General features: G+C 62.7%; 27 protein-coding genes. 14 read left to right on the top strand and 13 right to left on the bottom strand.

The window, feature by feature from the left end:
• Positions 1-80 precede the first annotated feature (80 nt).
• Positions 81-344 (top strand): DUF4404 family protein, encoded by a 264-nt coding sequence (locus ABMD26_RS20610; protein WP_049859971.1) that lies wholly within the window; start codon positions 81-83, stop codon positions 342-344.
• A gap of 49 nt (positions 345-393) precedes the next feature.
• Here ABMD26_RS20610 and queF read toward each other — a convergent pair whose 3' ends face one another.
• The 4 genes from queF to ABMD26_RS20590 form a co-directional block, all read right to left on the bottom strand.
• The gene (queF, locus tag ABMD26_RS20605; RefSeq protein ID WP_320521659.1) at positions 394-1,224 is read right to left on the bottom strand and encodes an NADPH-dependent 7-cyano-7-deazaguanine reductase QueF; all 831 of its coding nucleotides are present in this window, start codon (positions 1,222-1,224) and stop codon (positions 394-396) included.
• A gap of 103 nt (positions 1,225-1,327) precedes the next feature.
• Positions 1,328-2,572 (bottom strand): lipoprotein-releasing ABC transporter permease subunit, encoded by a 1,245-nt coding sequence (locus tag ABMD26_RS20600; protein ID WP_354311477.1) that lies wholly within the window; start codon positions 2,570-2,572, stop codon positions 1,328-1,330.
• A 28-nt stretch (positions 2,573-2,600) separates the two neighbouring features.
• A complete protein-coding gene (gene lolD, locus ABMD26_RS20595) occupies positions 2,601-3,284 on the bottom strand; it encodes a lipoprotein-releasing ABC transporter ATP-binding protein LolD (RefSeq protein ID WP_192000503.1) in 684 nt (227 codons plus the stop codon).
• Positions 3,285-3,291: 7 nt separating this feature from the next.
• Complete coding sequence (locus ABMD26_RS20590) at positions 3,292-4,542, bottom strand: lipoprotein-releasing ABC transporter permease subunit (protein WP_049859967.1); 1,251 nt, start codon at positions 4,540-4,542, stop codon at positions 3,292-3,294.
• Between the two features lie 95 nt (positions 4,543-4,637).
• Here ABMD26_RS20590 and ABMD26_RS20585 point away from each other — a divergent pair, with 95 nt between their 5' ends.
• Entirely contained in the window at positions 4,638-5,225 is a 588-nt protein-coding gene (locus ABMD26_RS20585) for a PilZ domain-containing protein (protein ID WP_354311474.1), read from the top strand.
• Between the two features lie 26 nt (positions 5,226-5,251).
• Positions 5,252-5,974, top strand: a complete 723-nt coding sequence (locus ABMD26_RS20580) for a glycerophosphodiester phosphodiesterase (RefSeq protein WP_049859965.1) — start codon at positions 5,252-5,254, stop codon at positions 5,972-5,974.
• Positions 5,975-6,016: 42 nt separating this feature from the next.
• Here the strand turns inward: ABMD26_RS20580 and sthA are convergent, their stop codons facing one another.
• Together sthA and ptrR are read right to left on the bottom strand one after the other, a co-directional pair.
• Entirely contained in the window at positions 6,017-7,411 is a 1,395-nt protein-coding gene (gene sthA, locus ABMD26_RS20575; protein ID WP_049859964.1) for a Si-specific NAD(P)(+) transhydrogenase, read from the bottom strand.
• A gap of 223 nt (positions 7,412-7,634) precedes the next feature.
• Positions 7,635-8,546 carry a putrescine utilization regulator PtrR gene (ptrR, locus tag ABMD26_RS20570; RefSeq protein WP_090358869.1) on the bottom strand — a complete coding sequence of 304 codons (912 nt, stop codon included), beginning with the start codon at positions 8,544-8,546 and terminating at the stop codon, positions 7,635-7,637.
• Between the two features lie 100 nt (positions 8,547-8,646).
• On the opposite strand from ptrR, the gene ABMD26_RS20565 reads away from it, so the two are divergent.
• The 4 genes from ABMD26_RS20565 (at position 8,647) to ABMD26_RS20550 (ending at position 12,393) form a co-directional block, all read left to right on the top strand.
• Positions 8,647-10,020, top strand: a complete 1,374-nt coding sequence (locus ABMD26_RS20565; protein WP_354311470.1) for an aldehyde dehydrogenase family protein — start codon at positions 8,647-8,649, stop codon at positions 10,018-10,020.
• Positions 10,021-10,088: 68 nt separating this feature from the next.
• Positions 10,089-10,955, top strand: a complete 867-nt coding sequence (locus tag ABMD26_RS20560; RefSeq protein ID WP_354311468.1) for a pirin family protein — start codon at positions 10,089-10,091, stop codon at positions 10,953-10,955.
• 89 nt (positions 10,956-11,044) lie between these two features.
• A complete protein-coding gene (locus tag ABMD26_RS20555; protein ID WP_049859960.1) occupies positions 11,045-11,512 on the top strand; it encodes an Lrp/AsnC family transcriptional regulator in 468 nt (155 codons plus the stop codon).
• Positions 11,513-11,874: 362 nt separating this feature from the next.
• Positions 11,875-12,393, top strand: a complete 519-nt coding sequence (locus ABMD26_RS20550) for a sigma factor-like helix-turn-helix DNA-binding protein (protein WP_090358876.1) — start codon at positions 11,875-11,877, stop codon at positions 12,391-12,393.
• Positions 12,394-12,395: 2 nt separating this feature from the next.
• Here the strand turns inward: ABMD26_RS20550 and ABMD26_RS20545 are convergent, their stop codons facing one another.
• On the bottom strand, positions 12,396-14,762 hold the full coding sequence (locus ABMD26_RS20545; protein WP_354311465.1) for a DNA polymerase II: 2,367 nt from the start codon (positions 14,760-14,762) through the stop codon (positions 12,396-12,398).
• A gap of 155 nt (positions 14,763-14,917) precedes the next feature.
• On the opposite strand from ABMD26_RS20545, the gene ABMD26_RS20540 reads away from it, so the two are divergent.
• Together ABMD26_RS20540 and ABMD26_RS20535 are read left to right on the top strand one after the other, a co-directional pair.
• A complete protein-coding gene (locus ABMD26_RS20540; RefSeq protein ID WP_354311462.1) occupies positions 14,918-16,819 on the top strand; it encodes a DNA topoisomerase III in 1,902 nt (633 codons plus the stop codon).
• Between the two features lie 101 nt (positions 16,820-16,920).
• Positions 16,921-17,220: a YkgJ family cysteine cluster protein gene (locus ABMD26_RS20535; protein WP_502948325.1), complete on the top strand. Its 300-nt coding sequence runs from the start codon at positions 16,921-16,923 to the stop codon at positions 17,218-17,220.
• Positions 17,221-17,236: 16 nt separating this feature from the next.
• Here ABMD26_RS20535 and ABMD26_RS20530 read toward each other — a convergent pair whose 3' ends face one another.
• The 3 genes from ABMD26_RS20530 to ABMD26_RS20520 form a co-directional block, all read right to left on the bottom strand.
• Positions 17,237-17,944, bottom strand: a complete 708-nt coding sequence (locus ABMD26_RS20530; RefSeq protein WP_414704978.1) for an anti-sigma factor — start codon at positions 17,942-17,944, stop codon at positions 17,237-17,239.
• Positions 17,941-18,471 (bottom strand): sigma-70 family RNA polymerase sigma factor, encoded by a 531-nt coding sequence (locus tag ABMD26_RS20525; RefSeq protein WP_244633889.1) that lies wholly within the window; start codon positions 18,469-18,471, stop codon positions 17,941-17,943. Before ABMD26_RS20525 ends, ABMD26_RS20530 begins: the two co-directional genes overlap by 4 nt.
• 103 nt (positions 18,472-18,574) lie before the next feature.
• Complete coding sequence (locus ABMD26_RS20520) at positions 18,575-19,111, bottom strand: DUF3455 domain-containing protein (protein ID WP_056842295.1); 537 nt, start codon at positions 19,109-19,111, stop codon at positions 18,575-18,577.
• Between the two features lie 189 nt (positions 19,112-19,300).
• Between ABMD26_RS20520 and ABMD26_RS20515 the strand changes: the two genes are divergently transcribed.
• A complete protein-coding gene (locus tag ABMD26_RS20515; protein ID WP_049859953.1) occupies positions 19,301-20,218 on the top strand; it encodes a ZIP family metal transporter in 918 nt (305 codons plus the stop codon).
• On the opposite strand, the gene ABMD26_RS20510 is transcribed toward ABMD26_RS20515, so the two are convergent.
• Both ABMD26_RS20510 and ABMD26_RS20505 read right to left on the bottom strand, forming a co-directional pair.
• Positions 20,210-21,064: an NAD-dependent protein deacetylase gene (locus tag ABMD26_RS20510; RefSeq protein ID WP_354311851.1), complete on the bottom strand. Its 855-nt coding sequence runs from the start codon at positions 21,062-21,064 to the stop codon at positions 20,210-20,212. The two genes, ABMD26_RS20515 and ABMD26_RS20510, sit on opposite strands and share 9 nt — an antisense overlap.
• A gap of 38 nt (positions 21,065-21,102) precedes the next feature.
• On the bottom strand, positions 21,103-21,324 hold the full coding sequence (locus ABMD26_RS20505; protein ID WP_134721813.1) for a hypothetical protein: 222 nt from the start codon (positions 21,322-21,324) through the stop codon (positions 21,103-21,105).
• A 189-nt stretch (positions 21,325-21,513) separates the two neighbouring features.
• Between ABMD26_RS20505 and ABMD26_RS20500 the strand changes: the two genes are divergently transcribed.
• Complete coding sequence (locus ABMD26_RS20500) at positions 21,514-22,374, top strand: DHH family phosphoesterase (protein WP_354311458.1); 861 nt, start codon at positions 21,514-21,516, stop codon at positions 22,372-22,374.
• Between the two features lie 52 nt (positions 22,375-22,426).
• Positions 22,427-22,669 carry a hypothetical protein gene (locus ABMD26_RS20495; RefSeq protein WP_049859949.1) on the top strand — a complete coding sequence of 81 codons (243 nt, stop codon included), beginning with the start codon at positions 22,427-22,429 and terminating at the stop codon, positions 22,667-22,669.
• Positions 22,670-22,685: 16 nt separating this feature from the next.
• Here the strand turns inward: ABMD26_RS20495 and ABMD26_RS20490 are convergent, their stop codons facing one another.
• Entirely contained in the window at positions 22,686-23,906 is a 1,221-nt protein-coding gene (locus ABMD26_RS20490; RefSeq protein ID WP_122743361.1) for a GGDEF domain-containing protein, read from the bottom strand.
• A 128-nt stretch (positions 23,907-24,034) separates the two neighbouring features.
• On the opposite strand from ABMD26_RS20490, the gene ABMD26_RS20485 reads away from it, so the two are divergent.
• On the top strand, positions 24,035-24,460 hold the full coding sequence (locus ABMD26_RS20485) for a response regulator (protein WP_134721810.1): 426 nt from the start codon (positions 24,035-24,037) through the stop codon (positions 24,458-24,460).
• A gap of 62 nt (positions 24,461-24,522) precedes the next feature.
• On the top strand, positions 24,523-26,112 hold the full coding sequence (locus tag ABMD26_RS20480; RefSeq protein WP_134721809.1) for a histidine kinase famiy protein: 1,590 nt from the start codon (positions 24,523-24,525) through the stop codon (positions 26,110-26,112).
• Positions 26,113-26,114 lie beyond the last annotated feature (2 nt).

Genomic DNA, 26,114 nt, shown 5'->3' with positions numbered 1-26,114 from the left:
CGCGAATCAGACAGGGTCGATACGGACCTTTGCGCACCGGGTGCGGTCCATGTAAGTGCCTATCACTCAAGGAGAACGTCATGCCAGCCCGCGAATTGCAAGAACAGCTCGATGAACTGCGCGAGCAACTGGACAAGAACCAGACGCTGTCGCTCGAGGAGCGCGAAGACATGCGCGCCTTGATGGAACAGATCAAGGCGCGCATGGAACTGGAAAACGCCACCGCCGACAACTCGGTCGCCGACAACGTGAACCTGGCCGTGGAGCGCTTCGAAGTCGATCACCCAGGCGTGGCCGGCGCGTTGCGCAACATCGTCCAGACCCTCGGCAACATCGGCATCTGAGAACGTCACCCCTGCAGCCGCCGTTCCCAGCGGCTGTCGAATCCCCTCGTTACTGACGCACGAGTCGGCCGTTGGCGAAATCCAGTGCTTCAGTGCTGCGGTAGGGGTTGATGTCCAGGCCGCCGCGCCGCACATAGCGGGCGAACACGGTCAGCTTCTGCGGCTGCAGCAGGTGCTGCAGATCAGTGAAGATCCGCTCCACGCACTGCTCGTGGAAATCCGAATGCTGGCGAAAGCTGACCAGGTAGGCCAGCACGCTGGCAGGGTCCAGCGCAGCGCCGGTGTAGGTAATACACACACTGCCCCAGTCCGGTTGACTGGTGACCGGGCAGTTGGACCGCAGCAGATGGCTGTGCAGGGACTCCTCGACAATCCTGGCCGGATCGCAACGCAGCAGTTCCGGCTGCGGGTGATCGTAGCTGCTGACCGTGATATCCAGATCATCGATGCACACCCCCGGCAGGCTGACCACGCCTTCGGCCTCCACCTCCTCCAACCGCCGCACCTTGACGCCCACCGGCTTGCCGGCTGCGCCGGACAGGTCCTGCACCAGCACCTTCTCAAGCGCGTCCACCGAGGCGAACGGCGTCTGGTTCAACGAGTTCAGGTACAGCTTGAACGACTTGGATTCGATGATGTTCGGCGAATCTGCCGGAATGCTGAACTCGCCGATGGCCACCACCGGTTTGCCCGAAGGCAGCAGCCAAGAAAGCTCGAAGCAGTTCCATACATCCACACCCGTATAGGGCAGCGTGTCGGCGCTCAGGCCCAGTTCGGCCCATTTTGCGGCGCGAGGAATGGGAAACAGCAAGGAGGGGGTGTAGGTGGAAACGTACTCGCTGGACTTGCCCAGCGGGGAATGTTCGGCTGCGGGGTGCATGACATAAACCTGACTGAATGAACGGCATCAGTCTAGCGAATTTGCCGCCGCCCTGCATGGCAACGGTGGCGCGGTTACAGGACCGCGCCACCGTTGCCATGGCTCATTCGTAACGCAAGGCGTGCGCAGGCTCGATCTGCGAGGCCCGATAGGCAGGATAGACGGTCGCGAGAAAGCTCAGCACCAGCCCAGCCCCGCAGATCAGCATGACATCGCCTGCCTGCAGCTCCGATGGCAGGTTGCTGATGAAGTACACGTCCGAGGTGAAGATGTGCTGCCCAGTGACGCGCTCCAGCCAGCCGACGATGGTGCTGACGTTGATCGCGGCGATCACGCCCAGCACGCCCCCGATCACCGTACCGGCCACGCCGATCACCGTGCCCTGGACCATGAAGATGCCCATGATCTGCCGCGGCGTGGCGCCGATGGTGCGCAGGATGGCGATATCCGCGCCCTTGTCGTTCACTACCATGATCAAGGTGGCAATGATGTTGAACGCCGCCACCGCGACGATCATCAGCAACAGCAGGCCGATCATGGTTTTTTCCATCTTCATGGCGCTGAACAGGCTGCCCTGGGTGTGAGTCCAGTCGTCGGCCTTGTAGCCCGTGCCCAGGCCCATGACGATGGCGGCGCTGACTTCAGGGGCCGTGTACAGGTCTTTCAGCTTGAGCCGCACGCTCTGCACCTGACCCGGCTGCCAGCGCTGCATCTCGGCCGCATCCGCCGCGTTGATCAGGCCCATGGAGCCGTCCAGTTCGGCGCCGACCTTGAACACCCCCACCACGTTGAGGCGCTGCATGCGCGGGGTGATGCCGCCGGGCGCGGTGCTGACTTCCGGCACGATGAGGGTGATCTTGTCGCCCACGTTCAAGCGGAAGCGCCTGGCCGTGATCTCGCCGATGACAACGCCAAACTCACCGGGCTTGAGGTCGTCCAGACGCCCCTGAACGATGTGATCGGCGACGATCGACACTTCGCCTTCGCGAGCCGGATCGACACCGCTGATCTGGATCGGCTGCATCATGCCCTTGTACGACAGCATGCCGTCGAGTTCGGTGAACGGCACGGCCGCCAGGACCTCGGGGTTTTTCATGGCTGCGGCAGCCACCGGCCGCCAGTCGTCCAGCGGTTTCACGCCCTGGATCATGGCATGGGGCACCATGCCCAGAATGCGTGAGCTCATTTCGCGCTGGAAGCCGTTCATCACCGACAGCACCACGATCATCGCGAGCACGCCCAGGGCGAGGCCGATCATCGACGTCATGGAGATGAACGAAATGAAGTTCTTGCGACGCTTGGCGCGGGTGTAGCGCAAGCCGACGAAGATTGACAAGGGTCTGAACATGCAGAGGTAACCCGTTAGAAAAAAGAAGCTAGATCGGCACCAGACGGCCATCTTCCAGGCGCAGCACGCGGTCCATCTGTCGTGCCAGGTTCAGATCGTGGGTGACCACCAGAAACGCGGTGCGCAGCGACACGCTGAGTTCGAGCATCAGGTCCTGAATGCCTTGCGCCGTGTGGTGGTCGAGGTTGCCGGTGGGCTCGTCGAGCATGACCAGGCCAGGCGTGTTCACCAGGGCACGGGCAATCGCCACGCGCTGACGTTCGCCGCCCGACAGCTCGGCAGGCTTGTGCTGCAACCGATGGCCCAGACCGACACGCTCCAGCAATGCGGTAGCACGCTGCCTGGCCTCGGGGATCGCAGTCTTGCCGATCAGCAGCGGCATGCAGACGTTTTCCAGCGCGGTGAATTCGGGCAACAGATGGTGGAACTGGTAGACGAACCCCAGAGCGCGGTTGCGCAGCAGGCCACGGGCCCGCTCGTTCAACGCCGAGAGCTCTTCCCCGGCCAGCCAGACACTGCCGCGGCTGGGCGTATCGAGCCCGCCGAGCATGTTGAGCAAGGTGCTCTTGCCCGAGCCGGAACTGCCGACGATGGCCACTCGCTCACCGGCGTGCAGCTCCAGTTGCAGGTTGTCCAGCACCACCACGGATTCCGGGCCTTCCTCGTAGGACTTGCCCAGGTTGCGACAACTCAATACTGCTTGTTCACTCATGCCCGACTCACTCATAACGTAACGCCTCCGCCGGCTGGGTACGCGCAGCGCGCCAGGCCGGATACAGGGTGGCGAGGAAACTCAGGACCAACGCCGCGCCGCAGACCATGAACACATCGTTGGCCATGAGTTGCGACGGCAGGTAATCGATGAAGTAGACATCGGCGTTGAGAAACTTGTGGCCGATGGCCTTTTCCAGCAAGGCAATGGCGGCGCTCACGTTCAAGGCCGCAAGAATGCCGACTGCGGCGCCGATCAAGGTGCCGACCACGCCGATCACCGTGCCCTGGACCATGAAGATGCGCATGATCTGCCCCGGCGTCGAGCCCAGGGTACGCAGAATGGCGATGTCGCCCTTCTTGTCGTTGACCACCATCACCAGTGTGGAAATGATGTTGAACGCGGCCACGGCGACGATCAGCAGCAACAGCAGGCCGATCATGGCTTTTTCCATGCCGATGGCCTGATAGAGATTGCCGTGGGTGCGGGTCCAGTCACGGGCATAGTAGGTCTGGTCGCCCAGTTGCTGGGCGATCTGCCAGGACACGCGCGGCGCCTGGAACAGGTCCTCGAACTTCAGACGCAAGCCTTGCACCTCACCGGCTTTCCAGCGGTGCAGCTTGCCCAGGTCTTCGAGGTTGGCCAGGCCCAGGTAGCCGTCCAGCTCGCCGGCGCCGACGTGGAAGATACCGGTCACGGTGAAGCGCTTCATGCGCGGGAACATGCCGGCCGGAGTGACGGTGACTTCCGGTGCCACGAAGGTCACCTTGTCGCCGACTCCGACGCCCAGCTTGGTCGCAGCCTTGTCGCCGATCATCAGGCCGAATTCGCCGGGCCTGAGGTCATCGACCCTGCCCTGCTTGACGAAGGCGTCGATGATCGAGACGTTGTGCTCCTGGGCAGGATCGATGCCATTGAGCAGAATCTTCTGGACCTGCCCGTCATGGGTCAGCAAACCCTGCATCTGAGTGAACGGCGCGACCGCCGCCACCTGCGGGTTCTGCCGGACCTGCGCGGCCAGGGCTGGCCAGTCGCCGATGGGTTGGCCGGATTCGACGGTAGCGTGGGGGACCATGCCCAGCACGCGGGTACGCATCTCGTGATCGAAGCCGTTCATGACCGACAGCACGACGATCATCACGACCACGCCCAGGGCGAGACCGATCATCGAGGTGAGGGAGATGAACGACACGAAATGATTGCGTCGCTTGGCACGGGTGTAGCGCGCGCCAATGAAAACGAAAAGAGGTCTGAACATGTCGGGGCTTGTTCGGGTGAAAGAGGAGACGTCCTGCTGGCAGGGCGTGACGAGCAGCTTTACACTCGGACCATCGCCTCTACCCCGGGTTCGTCATGACGACATCAGATGAAGAAGATCGCCGCGAATACTATCGCATCGATGACCGCATCGCACTGGAAATCACCATACTCCCGGAGGTCGAGACGGCAGGTGAAGACATGTTGCAGGATGCGTCGCCGCTATTCGACCTGCTCGGTGAAATGCACCTGGCCGAGTTCGAAACCCAGCACCTGCTGCGCCAGCTGAGCGAAACCAACCGCGCCGTGGAGGCTGTGCTCAAGGCGCAGAACCGGCGCATCGACCTGCTCGGCCAACTGGTCGCGCAGACCCTGCTGGAGCGTATCGGCGAACCTCGTCCAGTGGTGCTGTCCGAAGGTGGCCTGGCGTTCTTCCAGCAGCAGCCGATGACCGAGCGCACGCGCCTGACCCTGCGGATCGCGCTGATGCCCCAGGCGCTCGGCCTGTCGCTCAAGGCAAGCGTCACCAGTTGCACTGCCGTGGGTGATGACCAGTTCGAGATCGGGACCCAGTTCATCGACATCAGCGATGCCCAGCGTCAATTGCTGGCCCGCTACATCCTGCACAGACAGCAACTGCAACGCCGCCAGACGCGCGAGCGGCAAGCCCCGGCAATCGATTGACCCACACATTCATTCAAGGAGCGAACGTGACGCTTATCTACGGCCATCGCGGCGCCAAGGGCGAAGCCCCGGAAAACACCCTCGCCAGTTTCAAGCAGTGCCTCGAACACGGGGTGCGTCGATGCGAACTGGACCTGCATCTGTCCCGAGACGGCGAGTTGATGGTCATTCATGACCCGACCCTCAAGCGCACCACCGGGCGCGGCGGCAAGGTCGTCGAGCACGATGCCCAGGCGCTGGTCACCTATGACGCGCGCAAGGGCGGCCCGGGCTGGGTGTCGCCCTGCCCCATTCCACGCCTGGAGGAGCTGTTCCAGGCATGCCCGTTCGAGCACTGGCAGCTGGAGGTCAAGAGCGCCTCGCGCACCCGCGCGGCGACCACCGTGCTGGCCATCCGCGAACTGGCGCAGCGCATGAACCTTCTGGACCGCATCACCATCACCTCAAGCTCGCGGGAAGTGCTGCGCGCGGCCCTGGAATTGACCCCGGACGTGGCGCGCGGGCTGGTGGCCGAATATGCCTGGCTCGACCCGATCAAGGTCGCGCAGAGCTATGGCTGCGAAATGCTCGCGCTGAATTGGACGCTGTGCACCCCCGAGCGCCTGCTCAAGGCGCAGCGCCAGGGTTTGCATGTGTCGGTATGGACGGTCAACGAGCCTGCGCTGATGCGCAGACTCGCCGACTTCGGCGTGGACAGCCTGATTACAGACTTTCCCGGTTTGGCCAGCGCCACCCTCGGGAATCGCTGAAATCGGTCTCCCCGGCCGGCTCAGGCCACCGGCCGGAGCCGCTCAAAAAAGCCGGTTGAGACCGTCGTAGGCGGCCACTCGATAGGCTTCGGCCATGGTCGGGTAGTTGAAGGTGGTGTTGACGAAGTACTTCAGGGTATTGAGCTCACCGGGCTGGTTCATGATCGCCTGGCCGATGTGCACGATCTCCGAGGCCTGGTCGCCGAAGCAATGCACGCCCAGTACCTGCAGGGTCTCGCGGTGGAACAGGATCTTCAGCATGCCCACCGGCTCGCCGGAAATCTGCGCGCGAGCCATGCCCTTGAAGAACGCCTTGCCCACCTCGTAGGGCACCTTGGCCTGGGTCAACTCATGCTCGTTCTTGCCGATCGAGCTGATCTCGGGAATGGTGTAGATCCCGGTCGGCACATCGTTGACGAAGCGCCAGCTGCCGTTGTCGACCACGCTGCCGGCCGCCGAACGGCCCTGGTCATGGGCGGCACTGGCCAGACTCGGCCAGCCGATCACGTCGCCCGCACCGTAGATCGTCGGCACCGAGGTGCGATACGCCTCGTCGACACTGATCTGGCCGCGGCCGTTGACCTTGATGCCGATGTTTTCGAGGCCCAGACGGTCGGTGTTGCCAGTACGGCCGTTGCACCAAAGCAAGGCATCGGCCTTGATCTTCTTGCCGGACTTGAGGTGCAACACCACGCCGTTTTCCAGGCCCTCGACCTTCTCGTATTCCTCGTTGTGCCGCACCATCACGTTGTTGTTGCTGAAGTGATAGCTCAAGCCCTGGGAAATCTCGGCATCGAGGAAACTGAGCAATTGCTCGCGGTTGTCGATCAGTTCGACCAGCACGCCCAGGCCACTGAAGATCGATGCGTATTCGCAACCGATGACTCCGGCGCCGTAGATGATCAACTTGCGCGGCGTGTGGGTGATGCTCAGTACGGTGTCGCTGTCGTAGATGCGCGAATGGCTGAAATCGATGTCGGCAGGCCGGTAGGGGCGCGAGCCGGTGGCAATGATGACGCTCTTGGCGATGAGTTTTTCCTGCGCGCCGTTGGCGCAGATCACTTCGACCGTCTGCTCGTCGGAAAAACTGCCGGTGCCGAAGAACACGTCGACACGGTTGCGCGCGTAGTAGCTGGTGCGCGACGCCACCTGCTTGGCGATCACCCGCTCGGCGCTCTTGAGTACGTCCGGGAACGAGAACCAGCGCGGCTCGCCGATGGCCCGGAACATGGGGTTGGTGTTGAACTGGATGATCTGCTTGACCGAGTGGCGCAGCGCCTTGGAAGGAATCGTACCCAGGTGGGTGCAGTTGCCGCCGACCTGGCGCCGACTGTCGACCATGGCCACCTTGCGCCCGGCCTTGGCGGCGTTCATCGCCGCCCCTTCTCCGGCGGGGCCGGAACCCAGCACCACTACGTCGTAGTTGTAGACAGCCATGCGTACTCCTTCAAATCTGGCCGGGCGCCACGGCGGCGCCTGCGGCTGGCGTGCCCTCATCAGGCATCGAAAAACATGCGGTGCATTCTATAGGAAGCGCAGGCACCGCGGATGTTCACCCTTAGTCGGCGCGTAGCCTATTTTCCGTGGCCCGCAACGTCAACGATTGGCTGCGACATTTTGCCACTTGAGCCCGGTCGCAGGTCCCTTCCGGTGCATAGGATCATGCGATTGCTGCGGTGGATGCCGGGGTGCCGGAGCCGGTCGCGGTTGCCAGAGCACTTTCATCGAGCAGTTCGAGCATCGCCGCCAGGTTCGGCGAGCCGGCGCCACGGCGCCAGATCAGCCAGGTGTGCAGCCAGCGAAAATCCTCGGCCAAGGTCCATACGCTGACGTTGCTGCTGCCCGGCATGCTCTCCAGCATGCTGCGTGGCATCAGTGCCAATCCCGCTCCGGCGCTGACGCAGGCGAGCATGCCGTGATAGGACTCCATCTCGAAAATCTTGCCCGGCGCGGCGCCGTCGGCAACGAACCAGTTCTCGAAATGGCGACGGTAGGAGCAGTTGGCGCGAAAGGCATAAATGGTTTCGCCATTCACGTCCTGAGGTCGTGACACCGGCGCATGGCTGCGCGCGCTGACCAGGACCATCTCTTCGTCGAACACCACCCGTCCGTCGAGCAGCGGATGACGCAGCGGTCCGTCGACGAAAGCCGCCGCCAGGCGCCCACTCAACACGCTGTCGAGCATGTCGCCCGAAGGGCCGGTGGAGAGATCCAGTTCCACCTTCGGATAGCGGTGGTGATAAGCCGCCAGCAACGGTGGAATGCGCACCGCCGCCGTACTTTCCAGCGATCCCAGTGCGAAGGAGCCCTGGGGCTCGGTACCGGACACCGCCTGGCGCGCTTCTTCGACCAGATCAAGAATGCGCCGGGTGTAATCCAGAAAGCTCCAGCCGTTGGGCGACAGACGCAGACGCAGTTTCTCGCGGATGAACAGATCGACCCCCAGTTCGCTTTCCAGTTGCTTGATCCGCGTGGTCAGGTTCGACGGCACACGATGCACCCGTTGCGCTGCAGCGGCGATGCTGCCCTCCTCGGCCACCGCACGAAACAGCTCGAGCTGAGTCAGGTCCATACATTCTCCAAACGAGATGGTTTTGGTTATTATTATTCAGTTTTCATGATTAAACCACCCCCGTATCGTGGCTGACATCTTCCTTCGACAGGTGAACGCCATGACCCATGCCATCTCCATGAACCCCGCCACCGGCGCCGAGCTGCAACGCTACCCGTTCGACAGCGAGGCGCAACTCGAACAGACCCTGGCCGGCAGCTTCGCCGCCTTCGAACAGTGGCGCTACGTTGCGCTGAGTGAACGTTCCGCCGTCATCGCACGCATGGGCGACGTCCTGCGCCAGATGGGCGAACCACTGGCGCAGATGATCACCCAGGAAATGGGCAAGCCCATCACCCAGGCCCGCGCCGAGGTCGAAAAGTGTGCCGGACTGTGCCATTGGTACGCTGAGCACGGCCCGGCCATGCTTGCAGCCGAAGCCACCCAAGTGCCTGGGCAGAAAGCGCGCATCGAGTACCGCCCGCTGGGGCCGGTGCTGGCGGTGATGCCATGGAATTTCCCGCTCTGGCAGGTCTTGCGCGGGGCGATTCCCGTGCTGCTGGCGGGCAATGGCTATCTGCTCAAGCACGCGCCGAACGTCATGGGCAGCGCCACCCTGCTGCGTGATGCGTTCGATCAGGCGGGACTGCCCCAAGGCCTGTTCGGTGTACTCAACGTGGAGCCGGCCGGTGTGTCGCGGGCCATCGCCGACCCGCGCGTGGCAGCCGTCACGGTGACCGGCAGCGTCGGCGCAGGCTCGGCCATCGCCGCTCAAGCGGGCGCAGCACTGAAGAAATGCGTACTGGAACTGGGCGGTTGCGACCCGTTCATCGTCCTTGCCGATGCCGACCTGGAAGAAGCGGTCAAGGCTGCCCTGCTCGGCCGCTTCCAGAACACCGGTCAGGTCTGCGCCGCGGCCAAGCGCCTGATCGTCGAATCCAGCATTCTGCCGGCCTTCACCGAGCGCTTCCTGGCCGCCACCCGTGCGCTGAAGGTCGGCGATCCGCAGCTCGACGACACCTACATCGGCCCCATGGCGCGTTACGATCTGCGCGACGAGCTGGATGGCCAGGTCCAGGCCTCCATCGCGCAAGGTGCCGAACTGCTGCTGGGCGGGCACAAGCTCGCCGGCGCTGGCAATTTCTACGCACCGACGGTGCTTGGCAACGTGCAGCCCGGTATGACCGCCTTCGATCAGGAACTGTTCGGCCCCGTGGCGTCCATCATCGAAGCGCGCGATGCGGAGCATGCGCTGGCACTGGCCAACGACAGTGAGTTCGGGCTGTCGGCGACGGTGTGGACGGCCGATGCCGAACTGATCGAATACTTCACCGAGCGCCTGGAAACCGGTGCGATCTTCATCAACGGCTACGGTGCGTCGGATGCCCGTGTGGGCTTCGGTGGCATCAAGAAGAGCGGCTTCGGACGCGAGCTTTCACACTTCGGTGTGCGCGAGTTCTGCAACGCCCAGACGGTGTGGCTTGATCGCCGCTGAGCTGTTCAGGCAGCGGGCTTGTGCGGCATAGTCATGCATTGCATCGTCTACCCACGCGCCGAGGCCCCATGACCCGCACTGTTCTCCAGCAGTTTCCCGCGCAGCCCGACGACATCGGTGACCTGATCACCCGTCGCCCGCTGCCGGGCCCTGGCATCGAGCAACTCGATCCCTTCCTGTTTCTCAACCATCACGGCCCGCAGACCTACCCACGCAACAACCAAGGTCTGCCGTTCGGCCCCCATCCCCATCGCGGCTTCGAAACCGTCACGTTTATCCTGCAAGGCGAGCTGTCGCATCTGGACAGCGGTGGCCACGAGAGCATCATCGGGGCCGGTGGCGTGCAATGGATGACCGCAGGTTCCGGACTGGTCCATGCCGAGCTTTCGCCACAGTCGTTCAAGCGCGAGGGCGGCCCGCTGGAGATTCTCCAGTTGTGGGTAAACCTACCCGCACGCCTGAAGATGACTGCCCCGGCCTATGTCGGCCTGCAAGGCGCCGACATCCCCACGATCACTGAACCTCTGGCCGAAGTCCGCGTGATTTCCGGGGATTATGTTTCCAGTACACAGCATTCTGAGCGCGGGCCGATCGACTCGTTGACGGGTTTGTGTTTGATGACCGTGCACCTGCAACCTGGCGCCCGACTCTCGCTGCCAGCGCCGGTGGGCCATAACGTCTTTCTGTATGTGGTTGACGGCCAAGCCAGCATCGCGGGCACCGCGCTGCAGTGCCATCACCTGGTCAAACTCAGCGACACGCACGACAGCGTAACCGTCGAGGCCACGGCCTGCGCCACTCTGCTGTACGGCCATGGCGAACCGCTGGGCGAGCCAGTGGCCAGTTACGGACCCTTCGTGATGAACACCCGCGAAGAGATCCAGCAGGCGTTCGCCGATTATCAGGCCGGCAAGTTCGGTCACATCCAGGACTGAGTTCGTAGCGGTTTGCTGGAGCAAAACCTCATGAACAGGCCATACTCTGCATGAAGTCGACCCGATAATCACAAGAACCGGACTCATTCATGCAGAACAGCCTCAGCCCGATCGATCGGCGCATCCTGCGCCTGCTCCAACACGACGCCGACCTCTCGGCGGCGCAGGTCGCCGAACGCGTGGAGTTGTCCCAATCGCCGTGCTGGCGACGCATCCACCGCATGCAGGAGGAAGGGCTGATCGAGCGCAAGGTCGCCCTGCTCAACCCGAAAAAGCTCGGCCTGAGCATGACCATCTTCGTCAGCGTCAAGCTGTCGGGCCACGGCCGACGGCACCTGACCGAATTCGAGGAAGCCATCATCGGCTACCCGCAGGTGCTGGAGTGCTACACCATGGCCGGAGGCATGGATTTCATGCTCAAGGTGGTGGCCAAGGACATTGCCAGCTATGAGCGATTCCTGCGTGACCACCTGCTGCAGAAGCCCCACGTGCAGGAAGCCTATTCGAACATCGCGATGAGCGAAGTCAAACGCACGACCGAGCTGCCGTTGGAATGAAGGCTGGAAGGAGAAAAGAAAGAAAACGCAGACAAATCATTTGACATGCAAATGATAACGATTATTATTGAGCTCAACCGATCGAGAGATCGGTTGGATAATCCGAAGGGCCTTAGGTCGGACCTTCAGATTATCTCCTCATCAGGCTAATCACGGTTTTTGACCCGGCTTTTTGCCGGGTCTTTTTTTTGGCTCTTCAGGCTAATGAAGAGTGTTGCACGCCGTCGGTTTCGAACATCACCGACTTGAAGGCGCCACTGCAAAGATGGCGCGAATGATATCAAAAGAACATCGGAAAACGGAAGTCCGAACTCGCCTTCTCTCTACAGATGACCAGGATTCGCGCAAAAGGAGGTGTCTCCATGACCCCACTGCTCACGCCCTCTCATGATCTGTTGGACCTCATTCACGGCCAGCCGCACCGTCAACGCCTCTATCGGCAGTTGCGTGGCCTGCCGCGCCGAACGCAACAGGTGCTGCTCTACAGCCGTCTCGACGAACTGGACTACCCGGCCATCGCCCAGCGACTGCACCTGACCCTGGGCGACGTCGAACAGCGGATGCAGAGCGCGATGCGCGTCTGCTGCAAACCGCTTCTGCCGGGCCAGAGCCTGGCCATTCACTGGTACGTCAAACTGCAAAATCCGCTCACCACGGCCAGCGAGCGCATCGACTTCCGTCGCTGGCTCGACAGCGATGGCGCGCACCTGGCTGCCTTTCACGCCACCGAACTGCAATGGCGCCAGTTGCTCGCGCCCGCCACGCTGCTGGGGCATGACCGCTGGCACCACAAGGCTCGGCAAGGGCTGAGCCTACGGGGTTGGGCGACCGCAGGCCTGGCCATGGCACTGGCCCTGGAGCTCATCAGCCAGAGTCTTTGAGCTTACTGAAACAGGCCGAGCTGGCCGCCGATCAGCGTGTTGAAGTCGTCGTTGACGAACGGCAGGATCGCATCGGCAATGGGCTGCAGTTGTCGAGTCAGGTAATGGTCATAGTCGATGGGTGACTGTCGCGCTTCCAGAGGTTCGGGCCCCGCCACCGTCATGACATAGCTGATCCATCCGCCACGTTGATACTGCAGCGGGCGCCCTGTGGATCGGTTGTGTTCATCGGCGATACGCGCCGCTCGAACGTGAGGAGGAACATTGCGCTCATAGTCGTGCAACGGCCTGCGCAGCCGCTTGCGGTAGACCAACAGGCCGTCCAATTCACCTTCCAGGGTCCGTTTGACGTAATCACGCACATACGCCTGGTAGCCCTGGTGCCTGAAGATTTTCGAGTAGAGCGATTGCTGGAACTCGCGAGCCAGCGGCGACCAATCGGTGCGCACGCTCTCCAGGCCCTTGTAGACCATCTCGTCCTGGCCGTCGGCGCGCCTGACCAGACCTGCGTAGCGCTTCTTGCTGCCCTCTTCCGCGCCACGAATGGTCGGCATCAGAAAGCGCCGGAAGTGGCTCTCGAACTGCAATTCCAATGCACTGACGAGCCCATGTTCGCGCCGCAGATGATCACGCCACCACTGATTGACCTCGACCACCAGTTCCTTGCCGATACGAGCGGCATCAGCCTCGTCGTGAGCGCCGTTGAGCCAGACGAACGTCGAGTCGGTATCGCCATAGATCACCGGGTACCCGCGCGCCTCGATCAGCTCGCGCGTACGGCGCATGATCTCGTGGCCACGCAGGGTGATCGACGATGCCAGCCGCGTATCGAAAAAGCGGCAGCCACTGGAACCCAGTACGCCGTAGAACGCATTCATGATGATCTTCAGCGCCTGCGACAGCGGCGCGTTGCCCTGCGCCTTGGCCGCTTCGCGCCCTTCCCAGACACTTGCGACGATGGCGGGCAGGCAATGAACGGTGCGTGAGAAGCGCGCGCCGCGAAAGCCGGGCACCGAGTGCTCGTCGTCGGGATTGGCCAGGCCTTCGGCCAGACCCACCGGGTCGATCAGGAAGGTGCGGATGATCGATGGATACAGGCTCTTGTAGTCCAGCACCAGCACCGACTCGTATAGACCCGGCCGCGACTCCATGACGAAGCCGCCGGGACTGGCCTCGGGCGGACGACGGCCGAGGCTGGGCGCGACGAACCCCTGGCGGTGCATCGCCGGCAGATACAGATGGGTGAAGGCCGCGATCGAACCGCCGCTGCGGTCTGCCGGCAGGCCGGTGACGCTGGCACGCTCGAGCAGGAACGTGAGCAGCTCGGTCTTGGCGAAAATCCGTGTGACCAGTGCGCAGTCCTTGATGTTGTAACGTGCAAGGGCCGGCTTGTCCTCGGCGAACATGCGGTTGATCTCGTCCATGCGCTGGTACGGCGTGGAAATGTCCTTGCCTTCGCCCAGCAAGGTCTGGGAAACGTTTTCCAGACTGAACGAGGGAAAATTCCAGGTCGCCGAGCGCAAGGCCTCGACGCCGTCGATGATCAACCGCCCGGGCGCACCGGCGAAATAGTGGTCGTTGCCGCTGCCATGCTCGCGCCAGGTCATTTCGGCGCCCCCACGGCCCAACAGCAACGGCACGTTGAGGCGCCTGGCGTGCTCGTGCAGGACCCGCAGGTCGAACTGCACGACATTCCAGCCGATGATTGCGTCCGGGTCGTGCTCGGCGAACCAGGCATTGAGGCTCTGCAGCAGTTCCACTCGACTGTCCCGGTAGTGCAGAGCGAAATCCATCTGACGGGTATCGCCATTGGGCGGACCCAGCATGAACACGTCGCGCTGCCCGCAGCCCTCGATGCCGATGCAGTACAGCTCGCCCTGGGCTGTGGTCTCGATATCCAGGGATGCCAGGCGCAATTGTGGACGGTAGCCCGGCGCCGGTTTGAGCTTGGCCTCATGGTATTGGCCATCGGCCTGCACTTGACCGTCGAAGGCCACACCGGCCGTGATGAAGCGCTCCATCAGGTAGCGCTCATGGGGGCGAATGTCGGCCTCGAAGAGCTCTATCCCGGCTTGCCTGAGCACCGTTTCCACACGCTGCAACTGGCCGTACTGCCGACAGTACAGCCCGGCCACCGGGCGCTGGTCGAAATCACGCAGGGCCAACGGTTTGATCTCGACGCCCGCTTCTTCCTTGAGCAAGCGCCGCGCCTGCTCCTGGTGCTGCACAGGCAGGAACGCCACCGAGGGCTGCGCGGGCAGGCGCACGAGACGTGGGCCGGCGTCGGTCGCCAGCCACAGCTCGATCAGCGTACCTTCGGCGGTATCGCGCCAGTGTCGCGTCAGGATGAAGCCCTGTTGTGGGGTCACGGCAGCAGGCCTTTAACGGAAAATGTGGGCGCGGCAACGGCACGTCCGGCTCATATGAAGCAACATCATAAACTGTACATCCATACACATAAAGCTTGCCTGTGGCGGCACGTCTGGCATGCTAGACCTCTGTACAGCTTTTCGATCAGGTTCTCATGCGGCTGTTTCTCTGCGAAAAACCGTCCCAGGCCAAGGACATCGCCAAGGTCCTCGGCGCCACGCGTCGTGGCGACGGCTGCTGGCTGGGCAACGCCGTCACGGTCACCTGGTGCATCGGCCACCTGCTGGAGACCGCACCCCCGGACGCCTACGACGCCCGCTACAAGCGTTGGGTGCTGGCAGACCTGCCGATCATCCCGCAGCAATGGAAGATGCAGGTCAAGCGCAAGACTGCCAGCCAGTTCAAGGCGGTCAAGCGCCTGTTGGGTGAAGCTGCGGAACTGGTCATCGCGACGGACGCCGACCGCGAAGGTGAAATGATCGCCCGCGAGCTGGTCGAGCATTGTCGCTACCGGGGTCCGGTGCAGCGCCTGTGGCTCTCGGCCCTGGACGACGCTTCGATCCGCAAGGCGCTGGCGGCCCTCAAGCCAGGTGCCGAGACATTCTCCCTCTACCACAGCGCACTGGGCCGCTCGCGGGCCGACTGGCTGATCGGCATGAACATGAGCCGGCTGTTCACCCTGCTCGGGCGTCAGGCCGGCTACCAGGGTGTGCTGCCGGTAGGGCGCGTCCAGACGCCGACCCTGCGGCTGGTGGTGGACCGCGACCGCAGCATCGCCGATTTCGTCCCCGCCGCCTATTGGGCCATCGATGTGCAACTGCTCGGCGAGCAGACCGAATTCACGGCGCAATGGATACCACCGCCGGACAGCTGCGACGACCAGGGACGTTGCCTGAACCAGCTGTTGGCGCAACAGGCCGCTGCAGCGATGATGCAGGCAAACCAGGCGACGCTGACCAAGCTGCGCACCGAGCGCATGAAAGAGGCCGCCCCCCTGCCCTTCGACCTGGGCACACTGCAGGAAGTCTGCTCGAAGAAGCTGGGCCTGGGCGCCCAGGAGACGCTCGACGTGGCTCAGGCGCTGTACGAAACCCACAAGGTCATCACCTACCCTCGCAGCGATTGCGGCTACCTGCCACTCAGCCAGCATGGGGATGCAGGAACAATCATTGCCGCGCTGGGCCGCGCCGATCCCGGGCTGACGCCCTTGCTGCCCTACCTGGATGCCCAGCGCCGCTCACGCGCCTGGAACGACGCCAAGGTCGGTGCTCACCACGGCATCATCCCGACCACTGTCGCTGCAACGGCGGACAAGCTGCAAGGCAAATATCGCGCGGTCTACAGCCTGATCCGCGCCCGCTACCTGGCGCAGTTCCTGCCCAATCACGAATACGACCGTACCCAGGCCGACTTCGACTGCGCCAGCCACGCGCTGCGTGCGGTAGGCAAACAGGTGGTCGAGCCCGGCTGGAAGCGCGCCATCCCACAAGCGCTCGGCGCAGCCAAGGGCCGCGAAGCGCCGGCACCACAGCCCCTGCCACGGCTGACCCAGGGCCAGACCTGCGCGGTGCGCGACGTGAAACTCAAGGACCTGTGGACCCAACCGCCCAAGCCCTTCACTGAAGGCGACCTCATCAAGGCGATGAAGAACGTCGCCAAGCTGGTCGAAGACCCGCGACTGAAGCAGAAACTCAAGGACACCACCGGGATCGGCACCGAGGCCACTCGTGCCGGCATCATCCAGGGCCTGATCGACCGCGGTTATCTGACCAAACAGGGCAAGGCCCTGGCCGCCGCACCTGCCGCCTTCAGCTTGATCGACGCGGTCCCTCGGGCCATCGCCGACCCGGGCACCACCGCCATCTGGGAACAGGCGCTGGACATGGTGCAGAGCGGCGAGATGTCGCTGGAGACGTTCGTGGCCAAGCAATCGGCCTGGATGAGCAAGCTGGTGGAACGTTGTGCCGGGTTGCGCATGGTCATCAGCGGCCCGGCGCCGAAGGGTGCCACACCGTGGAAGAAGAAACGCAAACGCAAACCCTCCAAGGCGGCCTGAGCAGCAACCCGTCGCTTGAAGCGCTGATACGGTCGGCTTGCTTTGTGAAATGGCGCAACACCCGGTAGGCTGCGCCGATCATTTTCCGCCAGGCCTTGCCCTTGATCGTGCTGCATGACATCGCTGTAGCCAGCGACTTCGACCCTAACATCAGCTGTGACCGCTGCGCGGCCAAATGCTGCCGGCTGGAAGTCATGCTCATCACCGACACCGGCGTGCCGGAACGCTTCATCGAAGTGGATGAATGGGGATCGGAAACCATGTCGCGTCTCGACGATGGCTGGTGCGCGGCGCTGGACCGACGCACCATGAGTTGCAGTATCTACCTGAATCGCCCGTTGATCTGTCGCGAGTTCGACATGGGCGGCCCGGATTGCCAGGAAGAGCGGCTGCGGCCGTAGGCGTCCGCGCTACGGCTCAGATCACCTTGACCGCACGACCGATGAACTGGATGGGGCCGGTCGGTCGGCCCGTCGTCGAACCCGACTTGGGCTCCAGGGTCAGCTCGAACAGCTGGTTGTTTTCCAGCGGTGGCAGCTTGTCCAAGGGTACATGCACGCTTTGTCCAGGCTCCACCAGCCCCAGGGAGACAGGGCCTTGCCAGCTGTCGGCCTTGGTCCAGAACTGCAAGGCTCGATCCGGCGGTACCGCCGTCTCGCTGAGGGGGATCAATTGCACTTCCCTCGAATCGCTGGCCTGCACGACCCAGCCCGGTGCCTTGTCCTGGGGCGCGATGAGCACGACCACATAGGCCGGTCCCGGCACCGGCGCGCGGACGTTGAACAACAGGGCGCCGAGCACCAGGGTTGCTGCCAGCCCGGCGCCCGCCAGGCCCCGCCATACACCCAGGCGATTCCACCAGATGGGTACCGGCTGCGCCCCTGCGCTGTCCAGGCTGCGTTGGATGCGAGGCCACAAGGTCGCAGGCGTTGGTACTGGGGTGACGCGCTCAGCTAGCGGCAGCAACCGCGCTTCCCAGGCATCGACCGCGGCGCGCAGTTCACGATCCGTGGCCAATCGCCGTTCGACCTCTGCGCGCTGCGCGGCGTCGAGCGTTCCGAGTACGTATTCGCTGGCCAGTTCTTCAGTATTCATGGGTTCTACCTGCTCGCTTGGTTCGCTCATCCCATGCACTCACGCAGCGCCGCCAGACTGCGTTTGATCCAGGCCTTGACCGTACCCAGCGGCGTTTGCAGCCGCTGAGCAATTTCAGCATGTGAATAGCCATCCAGATAGGCGTGGTACAGGCATTGGCGGCGCTGCGGATCGAGTTGTTCCAGGCAGCCGTCGATTCGTGCGCTGCCCAGCACAGCCTCCGCTGGCTCCTCGGTCGCCAACCCGTCCAGATCTTCATCGTTGAGGGCTCGCACCCTGGCGTGGCGCCGAATATGGTTGAGCGCAAGATGCCGGGTGATGGTGAACATCCACCCCCGCGCCGAGCCTCGTTGGGCATCGAAACTGGCCGCCTGGGTCCAGATTCGCACGAACGCGTCGTGCACGATGTCCTCGGCCAGTGCCCGCTCGCCAACCAGGCGCAGGGCCACGGCGAGCAGGCGCCCGCCCTCGCGCTGATACAAGCCCTGCAGTGCCTGGCGATCGCCACGAGCACACTGCTGCAGGGCGACTTCGTAATCGAATGGATTTTCCGGCAAGGGACACGAAAGACCGCCATGGCAAGTGGAAGAATGAAGTTCGCTGGGCAGTGTAGACCAGACGCGCGGACTTGCCGTTCCGCGCGCCGCTGCTACGGCATCGTTACTTGGCGGACCAGAAAATGTAGTCGGCCTGGTATTTCACGGTTTCTTTCTGACCCTTCTGCGCGGTGGTGCAGGCGCTGGTAGGGGCCACGCCACCCTTGAGCGCGGTGCGCTGGATGTAGGTGACACCCTGCATGGCGCCTTTGCCTTCGGCAGGGTTGGCCTTGACCAATTGGTACGGCAGATTGCCGTCACCGGCTGGAGCCACGGCGACCTGGGTGCCGGTCACCTTGGAGCCGTCTGCCGACTGCCACGTGGCGGGCGGGCCATAATAGGTGCCCACCTGCTTGCCGGCACGATCATCGAGGACCGCCTTGGGTCCGACGAACGTCCATTCGGTCTGGCCGGCGGCATTGGCCTTGTCACGGCATTCATAGGTGATTTCACCCTTGCCGACGGTTTCCATGGCGACCTTGTTACCGGCCGGAACCTGGACCGGGGCAGGCAGATCCATTTGCGCCTGGGCAGTGGTTGCCAAAGCGAAGGTAGCGGCGAAGAGGACGTTGGCCAAGCAGAAACGGTGTGTGCTGTTCATCGCGTAAGCTCCAGATAAGGGATCGAGGCGGCAGCGCCTTGTGTGGCTGCTGTAGGTACTACTCGCGAGCCGAAGCTTTGGATGCACGAAAAAAAAAGATTTTTCCTATCGCGTCCATTTACATGCGGCGCAACCCCTGCCGCTTATTTGGGTCCATGCTTAAGCCTGCCGCAAATTCCCGAGAGCCCTATGCCTTCCAACACCGCCGCCAGCGACAGCTGGCCACAGCGATTTCGCGACAAACCCTGGTTATGGACCCTTACCGGCGTGCTATTGGCCGTCAGCGCCGTGGTCCTGGTGTGGAGCATCGTCAATGCCTTGCTGCATGCCGACCGTCAGCACGCCTGGTACGCCCTGCTGGGTGGCACCGGCGGTTTCGCGGCGACGGCACTGGGTGCGTTGATTGCCCTGGCGCTGCGGGAGATTTCCTCGAAGGTGCAGGACGTCATGCTTGGCTTCGCCGGAGGCATGATGCTGGCAGCCAGTACGTTCTCCCTGCTGCTTCCGGGTCTGGAGGCCGCCAATACCCATACCGACAGCCCTGCGCTGGCGGCGCTGGTGGTGATCCTGGGCCTGGGGCTGGGCGTCGGTCTGATGCTGGCCTTGGACAAGGTGATTCCCCACGAGCATGAGAACGCCGGCAGACACGGTCCCAACGCCGAGCGGATACACCGGGTATGGCTCTTCGTGTTGGCCATCACGCTGCACAACCTCCCCGAAGGCATGGCCATTGGCGTCAGCCTGTCCGATGGCAACCTGGCGGTCGGGATTCCGCTGACCAGCGCGATCCTGCTGCAGGATATTCCCGAGGGTCTGGCGGTGGCCATGTCGCTGCGGGCAACCGGCCTGAGTTCCGGCAAAGCCGCACTGGTGGCCATGGGCTCGGGCCTGATGGAGCCGCTGGGGGCGATGGTCGGCCTGGGGCTGTCGAGCGGCTTCGCGTTGTCCTACCCGATCAGCATGGGCTTGGCGGCTGGCGCCATGATCTTCGTGGTGTCCCACGAAGTCATTCCGGAAACCCACCGCAATGGCCACCAGACCCCAGCTACGCTGGGCCTGATGCTGGGCTTCGCCGTCATGATGTTCATGGACACCGCGCTAGGCTGATGGTGGAGCGCCCTGGACGAGCCTTTGCGCGATCTGGGGCAGCACCTGCTCGCAGGGATGTACGACCTTGACGCTGAGCAACCCATCGGCGCGGGTGCGTCCCAGGTTGATCGCGAGAAGACGCTTGCCCTGACGCGACATTTCCTGACACAGGCGAAAGCTTGAGTAGGCCATCAGCGAGGAACCGACGATCAGCATGCCCGGTGCCGACGCCACGGCTTTCCAGGCCGCCTGAGCGTGCGCAGGCTCCACGCCGCCACCGAAGAAGACCACGTCTGGCTTGAGCATGTCGCTGCCGCAACACGGACAGTGGGGCGTGCGAAAGGACTCCAGAAAGCGCGCCGCCAGTTGCGCGTCGCCGTCCGGCGCAAGTACCGCGTGAACATCCTGCAAGTAGGGGTTCTGTTCTTCCAGCAACAACTGGACATCGTCGCGTTGCAAGCGCATTCCACAGTCCAGACAGACCACCCGATGCAGGTTGCCGTGCAGCTCGACGACATTGCGGCTACCGGCAGCATCATGCAGCCCATCGACATTCTGGGTGATCACACCGCTGATCAGGCCCTGCGACTGCAACGCTGCCAGCGCCTGGTGGGCAGCATTCGGCGAAGCCTGGTGCACGCCGCGCCAGCCCACCATCGCCCTCGCCCAATAGCGCTTGCGCGTGGCGGCACTGGCGATGAAATCCTGATGCATGATGGGCGCGTTGCCGCGCCTGACGCCTTCGGTATCGCGATAGTCAGGAATGCCCGAAGCGGTACTGATACCGGCCCCGGTCAAGACCAGATAGGGCCCCTGCGCCATATGCTGGTACAGCGTATCGAGTTCGACCATGGCTGCATGCACCTCTGGTTGAGAGCTGTCGCCCGCACGGGCGCCACCGTTCAAGTTTGCGACAGCGTGACCTGACTGAGCAATTCATCTACCGCCCTGGCGCATTGAACGCGGTAGTCGGCGTGCAGCAGGCACAGCTCGGAGCTGCCCAGCAGCCGCAGCTTCGCTGCTTCGGCGACCGCTTGCATGTCGACGCCGCGCATCGCGAACTCTTCGAGCAGCGCCTGCATTGCATGGTGACGCTGGTCTGGACTGGACGTTGAAATCGACACGGTGGCTCCTCGGTGAAATCCTTGTTCGGGCTCATCCCACGACAATGACTGCCGGCGTCGAACAAATGCTTCGCCGCCGCGATGGACGGTCGTAGGCCAAAGGCCAGTTCTGCCATCGGGTTCACGCGCACGTCCCTGCAATCGCTTAGAATGACCGATGCGCATTGATCATCTATTTTGGAGCCCTACATGACCGCAGTCCCTACGAACACGCTTTGCATCTACCACGGAAACTGCGCCGACGGGTTCGGCGCAGCCTGGGTAGTGCGCAAGGCACTCGGGCCTGAGGTAGAGTTCTACGCCGCCGGCCACGGCCAGCTGCCTCCCGATGTCAGTGGTCGGCACGTGCTGATCGTGGATTTCGCCTACGATTACGCAACGCTCATGGCCATGGCCGCCCAGGCCTTGTCGATTCTGGTGCTCGATCACCACAAGACCGCCCAGGCAGACCTGCTCAAGGTGCCGGTGGCCGGGGCCTTCGGCGAACCGGTCGAGGGCGGCAACGTGCACGCCCTGTTCGATATGAACCGTTCGGGTGCGGGCTTGGCCTGGGACTACTTCTTCGCCGGCCAGCCGCGCCCTGCCCTGATCGACCATATCGAAGATCGTGACCTGTGGCGCTTCAAGCTGCCGGGTACCCGTGAAGTGCTGTCCAATCTGTTCAGCTATCCGCAGGATTTCACTGTCTGGGACACGCTGCTGGCAGCGCCGGTGGAGGATCTGCTGGCCGATGGCATCGCGATCGAAAGGCAGCGGCAGAAAACCGTGGCCGATCTGCTGCGGTCCACTGCGCGCCGCATGTCGATTGGCGGTCATGACGTTCCGGTGGCCAACATACCCTCGCTGTTCGCCAGCGATGCGGGCAACATCATGACCCAGGGCGAGCCATTTGCCGCGTGTTACTCGGACGGTCCCAAAGGCCGCTCGTTTTCACTGCGCAGCACGGATGAAGGCATGGACGTGTCCGAAATCGCCAAACAGTTCGGCGGTGGCGGTCATCGCAATGCGTCGGGCTTCCGCGTACCCTACGGCCATGAATTGACGCGTTGAGGCCAGGTGGAGTCGCCACCGTCCCCCGTTGTCTTGTTGGAGAGCGTCATATATGCCGCAGGAACGCCTGGATCTACTGAAGCTGCCCAAGGACGTGCGAGGTTCGATCAACGACTTGGTACGGGCACTGAATGCCGCGAGTACGAAAGCGGATGTCGAGCGCGAAGGCGCGCTCGAAATCGCACTGATTCTGGGGCTGGAACAATCGCGCAAGCTCAAGCCTGCCGACATTGAAACGCTTTACATGATTTTCGACGATGCCAAGGAAGCGCGGCTGCGAGCCCTGCAGGATTGACCACTCGCATCGCCAGTCAAGCCGCCGCGCTGCCTTCGAAGGGTGCCTGACGCAGGCAGTTGCGTCCGGCGTCCTTGGCGGCATACAACGCCTGGTCCGCCGCCCCGATCAGATTGTGCGCCGTGACATAGGGCGCAAGACCCGTCGCTATTCCCACACTGATGGTTACCCGCGCCTCCGCACCCAGGGCCGGATGGGGCAGCGCCAGATCCGCCACCGCCGTGCACAGGTCTTGCCCCAGCTGTCTGGCCTGCTGGCCGTCGACCCCTACCCACAACACCAGCATCTCCTCGCCTCCGAAACGAAACGGCAGAGCGTTGGCTTGCGCGGACAACTGCTTGATGGTGGCGCTGACCTGCTTCAAGCAGTTGTCCCCCTGAAGGTGCCCATAGCTGTCGTTGTAGAGCTTGAAATGATCGATATCGATGAGGATCGCCGTGACGCGAGTCGCCTGGGTCCCTGCGGCCTGCCATAGCTGGGCCATTACATCGCCCTGATGTCGGCGGTTGAACAACTGGGTCAGCGGGTCGGTACGGGCCATGTCGGTGAGCTGCACCTCCAGCAGGCGTCCGCGCAAGGCATACAGGTAGCTCAAACGGCTACCCCGCTCCAGAAAATACGATGCCATCAACAGCAATATGACCGTGGAGCCGTACAGAAAGGCATTGGCACGCCACGTGACCGGGTCCATGAACCCGGCAATGTGGGTGGTGACCAGCTGGATTCCCAACATGCTGGCCATGGCGGCTGCCGCAAAGCGAAACGGTAACTGCTGGATCATCGTGCAGTAGACCATCAGCAACAACATGCCTAGCTGATAGTGCAAGCGATAGGGGCTGTCGCTGTAGATCATCACCACCAGCGGCATCAGCGAGGACAATACCGTGGCCGTCGCCGAGACGGTTTCCAGCGCACGACGCGAGGTCAGGCGCTGTGCCAGCAGCAGGATGGCGATGATCATCGGGGTGATCAGCAGCAGGCGCCCTACGGCCACGTAGGCAAACACGTCCTGGAGGGCAAGCCAGTCGCTGATCAGAAAGAGGTTGTAGATGACCGCGCCGCAAATGCCTGTCGACGTCAGAAATTGCAGGCGCTGACGCTGCGTGTCCGTCTCGTAGCGACGCTCCAGAGCCGGCTCGAAGGTGAGTCCGCCCACCCCGCCGGCGATGGCTTGCTCGACCATTGCCATGGTGTGCGGCTCAGGGGAATGGGCCGGTTGGGCTTGAACGGCTTGCATGGGACACCGGAGATGTGATTCAGAATTTTACTAGACTGCGCAATGATATCTTAGTGCCATTAGTGCAGGGCGATTGTCGGGTACCAATGGCATGAACGGTAGTGGCAGCTTACGAGCGGTCCTGCGTAATGAATCTTCCCGTCAGCGCCGTGTCCGATTCGCTAACCAACCAAATGATCGCCGCCATGGAAACGATTGTCGTCGTCGAAGATGAAACCCTGGTCCTTGAACTCCTGGTGGAGATTCTCGAGGACTTCGGCTATCGCGTCCGCGCATTCGCCACGGCCGACGAAGCCTGGCAGCACATCGTCAACCGCCCCTTCCCGCTCAAACTGCTGATCACGGACCTGCAGATGCCAGGCGAGATCGATGGAGTGGAGTTGGTGAATCGCGTCCATACCCGCAACCCGGAAACACCAGTGATCGTCGCATCCGGTTTCCACGGGGCCGCGAACTCCCTGTGCGACAAGAAAGTGCATTGGCTGGGCAAACCTTTCTCGATGGATAAGTTGAAAGGCATCTGCGAAAAACTCGCACCTCCTACCCAGCCCTGAAGTTGCCAACGCCCATCCGGCGGCAGTGACGCAGGGCCTGTGTATTCTTACCCGGAGCAGTAATGACTAAACGTACTACCCGAGTGACCGACGGCTTCACGGGCGATATCAGCAAGTCTGATCACAATATCTTCTTCGCCGCTGTCGAAACCACTCGTATGCCGATGATCATTACCGACCCCAAGATGCCGGACAATCCGATCATCTTTGCCAACAATGCCTTCATCGAGATGACCGGTTATTCGTCAAGCGAGTTGCTCGGTCGCAATTGTCGCTTCCTGCAAGGCCCGGAAACCGATCCCGACACTATTGCCCAAGTCAGAGCGGCCGTAGAAGCCCGCCGGGAAGTGGCCGTCGAAGTCGTCAACTACAAGAAGGACGGCTCGAGCTTCTGGAACGCCCTGTTCATCTCCCCCGTCTACAACGAATCCAACGAGCTCATCTATTTCTTCGCCTCGCAGCTTGACGTCAGTCGTCGTCGCGATGCCGAAGATGGCCTGCGTCAGGCACAGAAGATGGAAGCTCTGGGGCAGTTGACCGGCGGTATTGCCCACGACTTCAACAACCTGCTGCAGGTGATGATCGGTTACCTGGACATGATCCAGCGCTCGGTCGACAAGCCGCAGTACGAACAAGAGCGCCTGCGGCGCAACGCCAGGCACGCCCGCGATGCCGCCGAGCGCGCGACTACCCTGACGCAACAGCTGCTGGCGTTTTCTCGCAAACAGAAGCTGCAGGGCCGCGTGGTGAATTTGAACGGCCTGATCGACAACTTCAAGGAAACCGCCGAGCGCACTCTGGCCGATACGCAGATCCGCTACAGCCTGGCCGAAGACCTGTGGAACTGCCGCCTGGACCCGACCCAGACCGAAGTCGCATTGCTCAACGTGTTCATCAATGCCCGCGACGCCATGGAGGGTCGTTCCCGTCGCACCCTGGCCGTCGATACGCAGAATGTCACGCTCGATCGGCAGGTGTCCTACGACGGGCTGATGCCTGGCCGCTACGTCAGTATCGCGATCACCGACAGCGGTCGCGGCATGCCAGAATCGATCGTCAACCGGGTCATGGACCCCTTTTTCACCACCAAGGAAGAAGGCAAGGGCTCGGGACTGGGGCTCTCCATGGTGTACGGATTCGTCAAGCAATCCGGCGGCTCGGTGCGCATCTACTCCGAAGAGGGCATCGGCACCACCTTGCGCATGTACTTTCCTGCCGATGACAGCCAACCCCATGCCCTGACGCCAATCGAGGACACCCACGCCTATCCCGGTCACGAGAAAATCCTCATCGTCGAAGACCGGCCCGATGTCGCCGAACTGGCGCAGACCATTCTCGAGGAATACGGCTACAGCTGCGCCATTGCCTACAACGGCAAGGACGCCCTCGAGCAGCTCGAGAACGACGACTTCGACGTGTTGTTCACCGACTTGATCATGCCCGGCGGCATCAACGGCGTCATGCTCGCCCGCGAAGCCAAACGCATGCGCCCCAGCATCAAGATCCTGCTCACAACCGGCTACTCGGAAAACTCCCTGGAGCGCACCGACGTGGGCGGCACGGATTTCCAGGTGATTTCCAAGCCCTATATTCCCAGTGAACTGGCGAAGAAGATCCGCCGGGTGCTGGAAGGGCCCAATGGGGTGAGCTGATC

Origin of the sequence: Pseudomonas sp. PvP001 (assembly GCF_040546375.1) — a bacterium.
GTDB lineage: Bacteria > Pseudomonadota > Gammaproteobacteria > Pseudomonadales > Pseudomonadaceae > Aquipseudomonas > Aquipseudomonas coleopterorum.
This window is presented reverse-complemented; position numbering and strand designations above follow the sequence as displayed.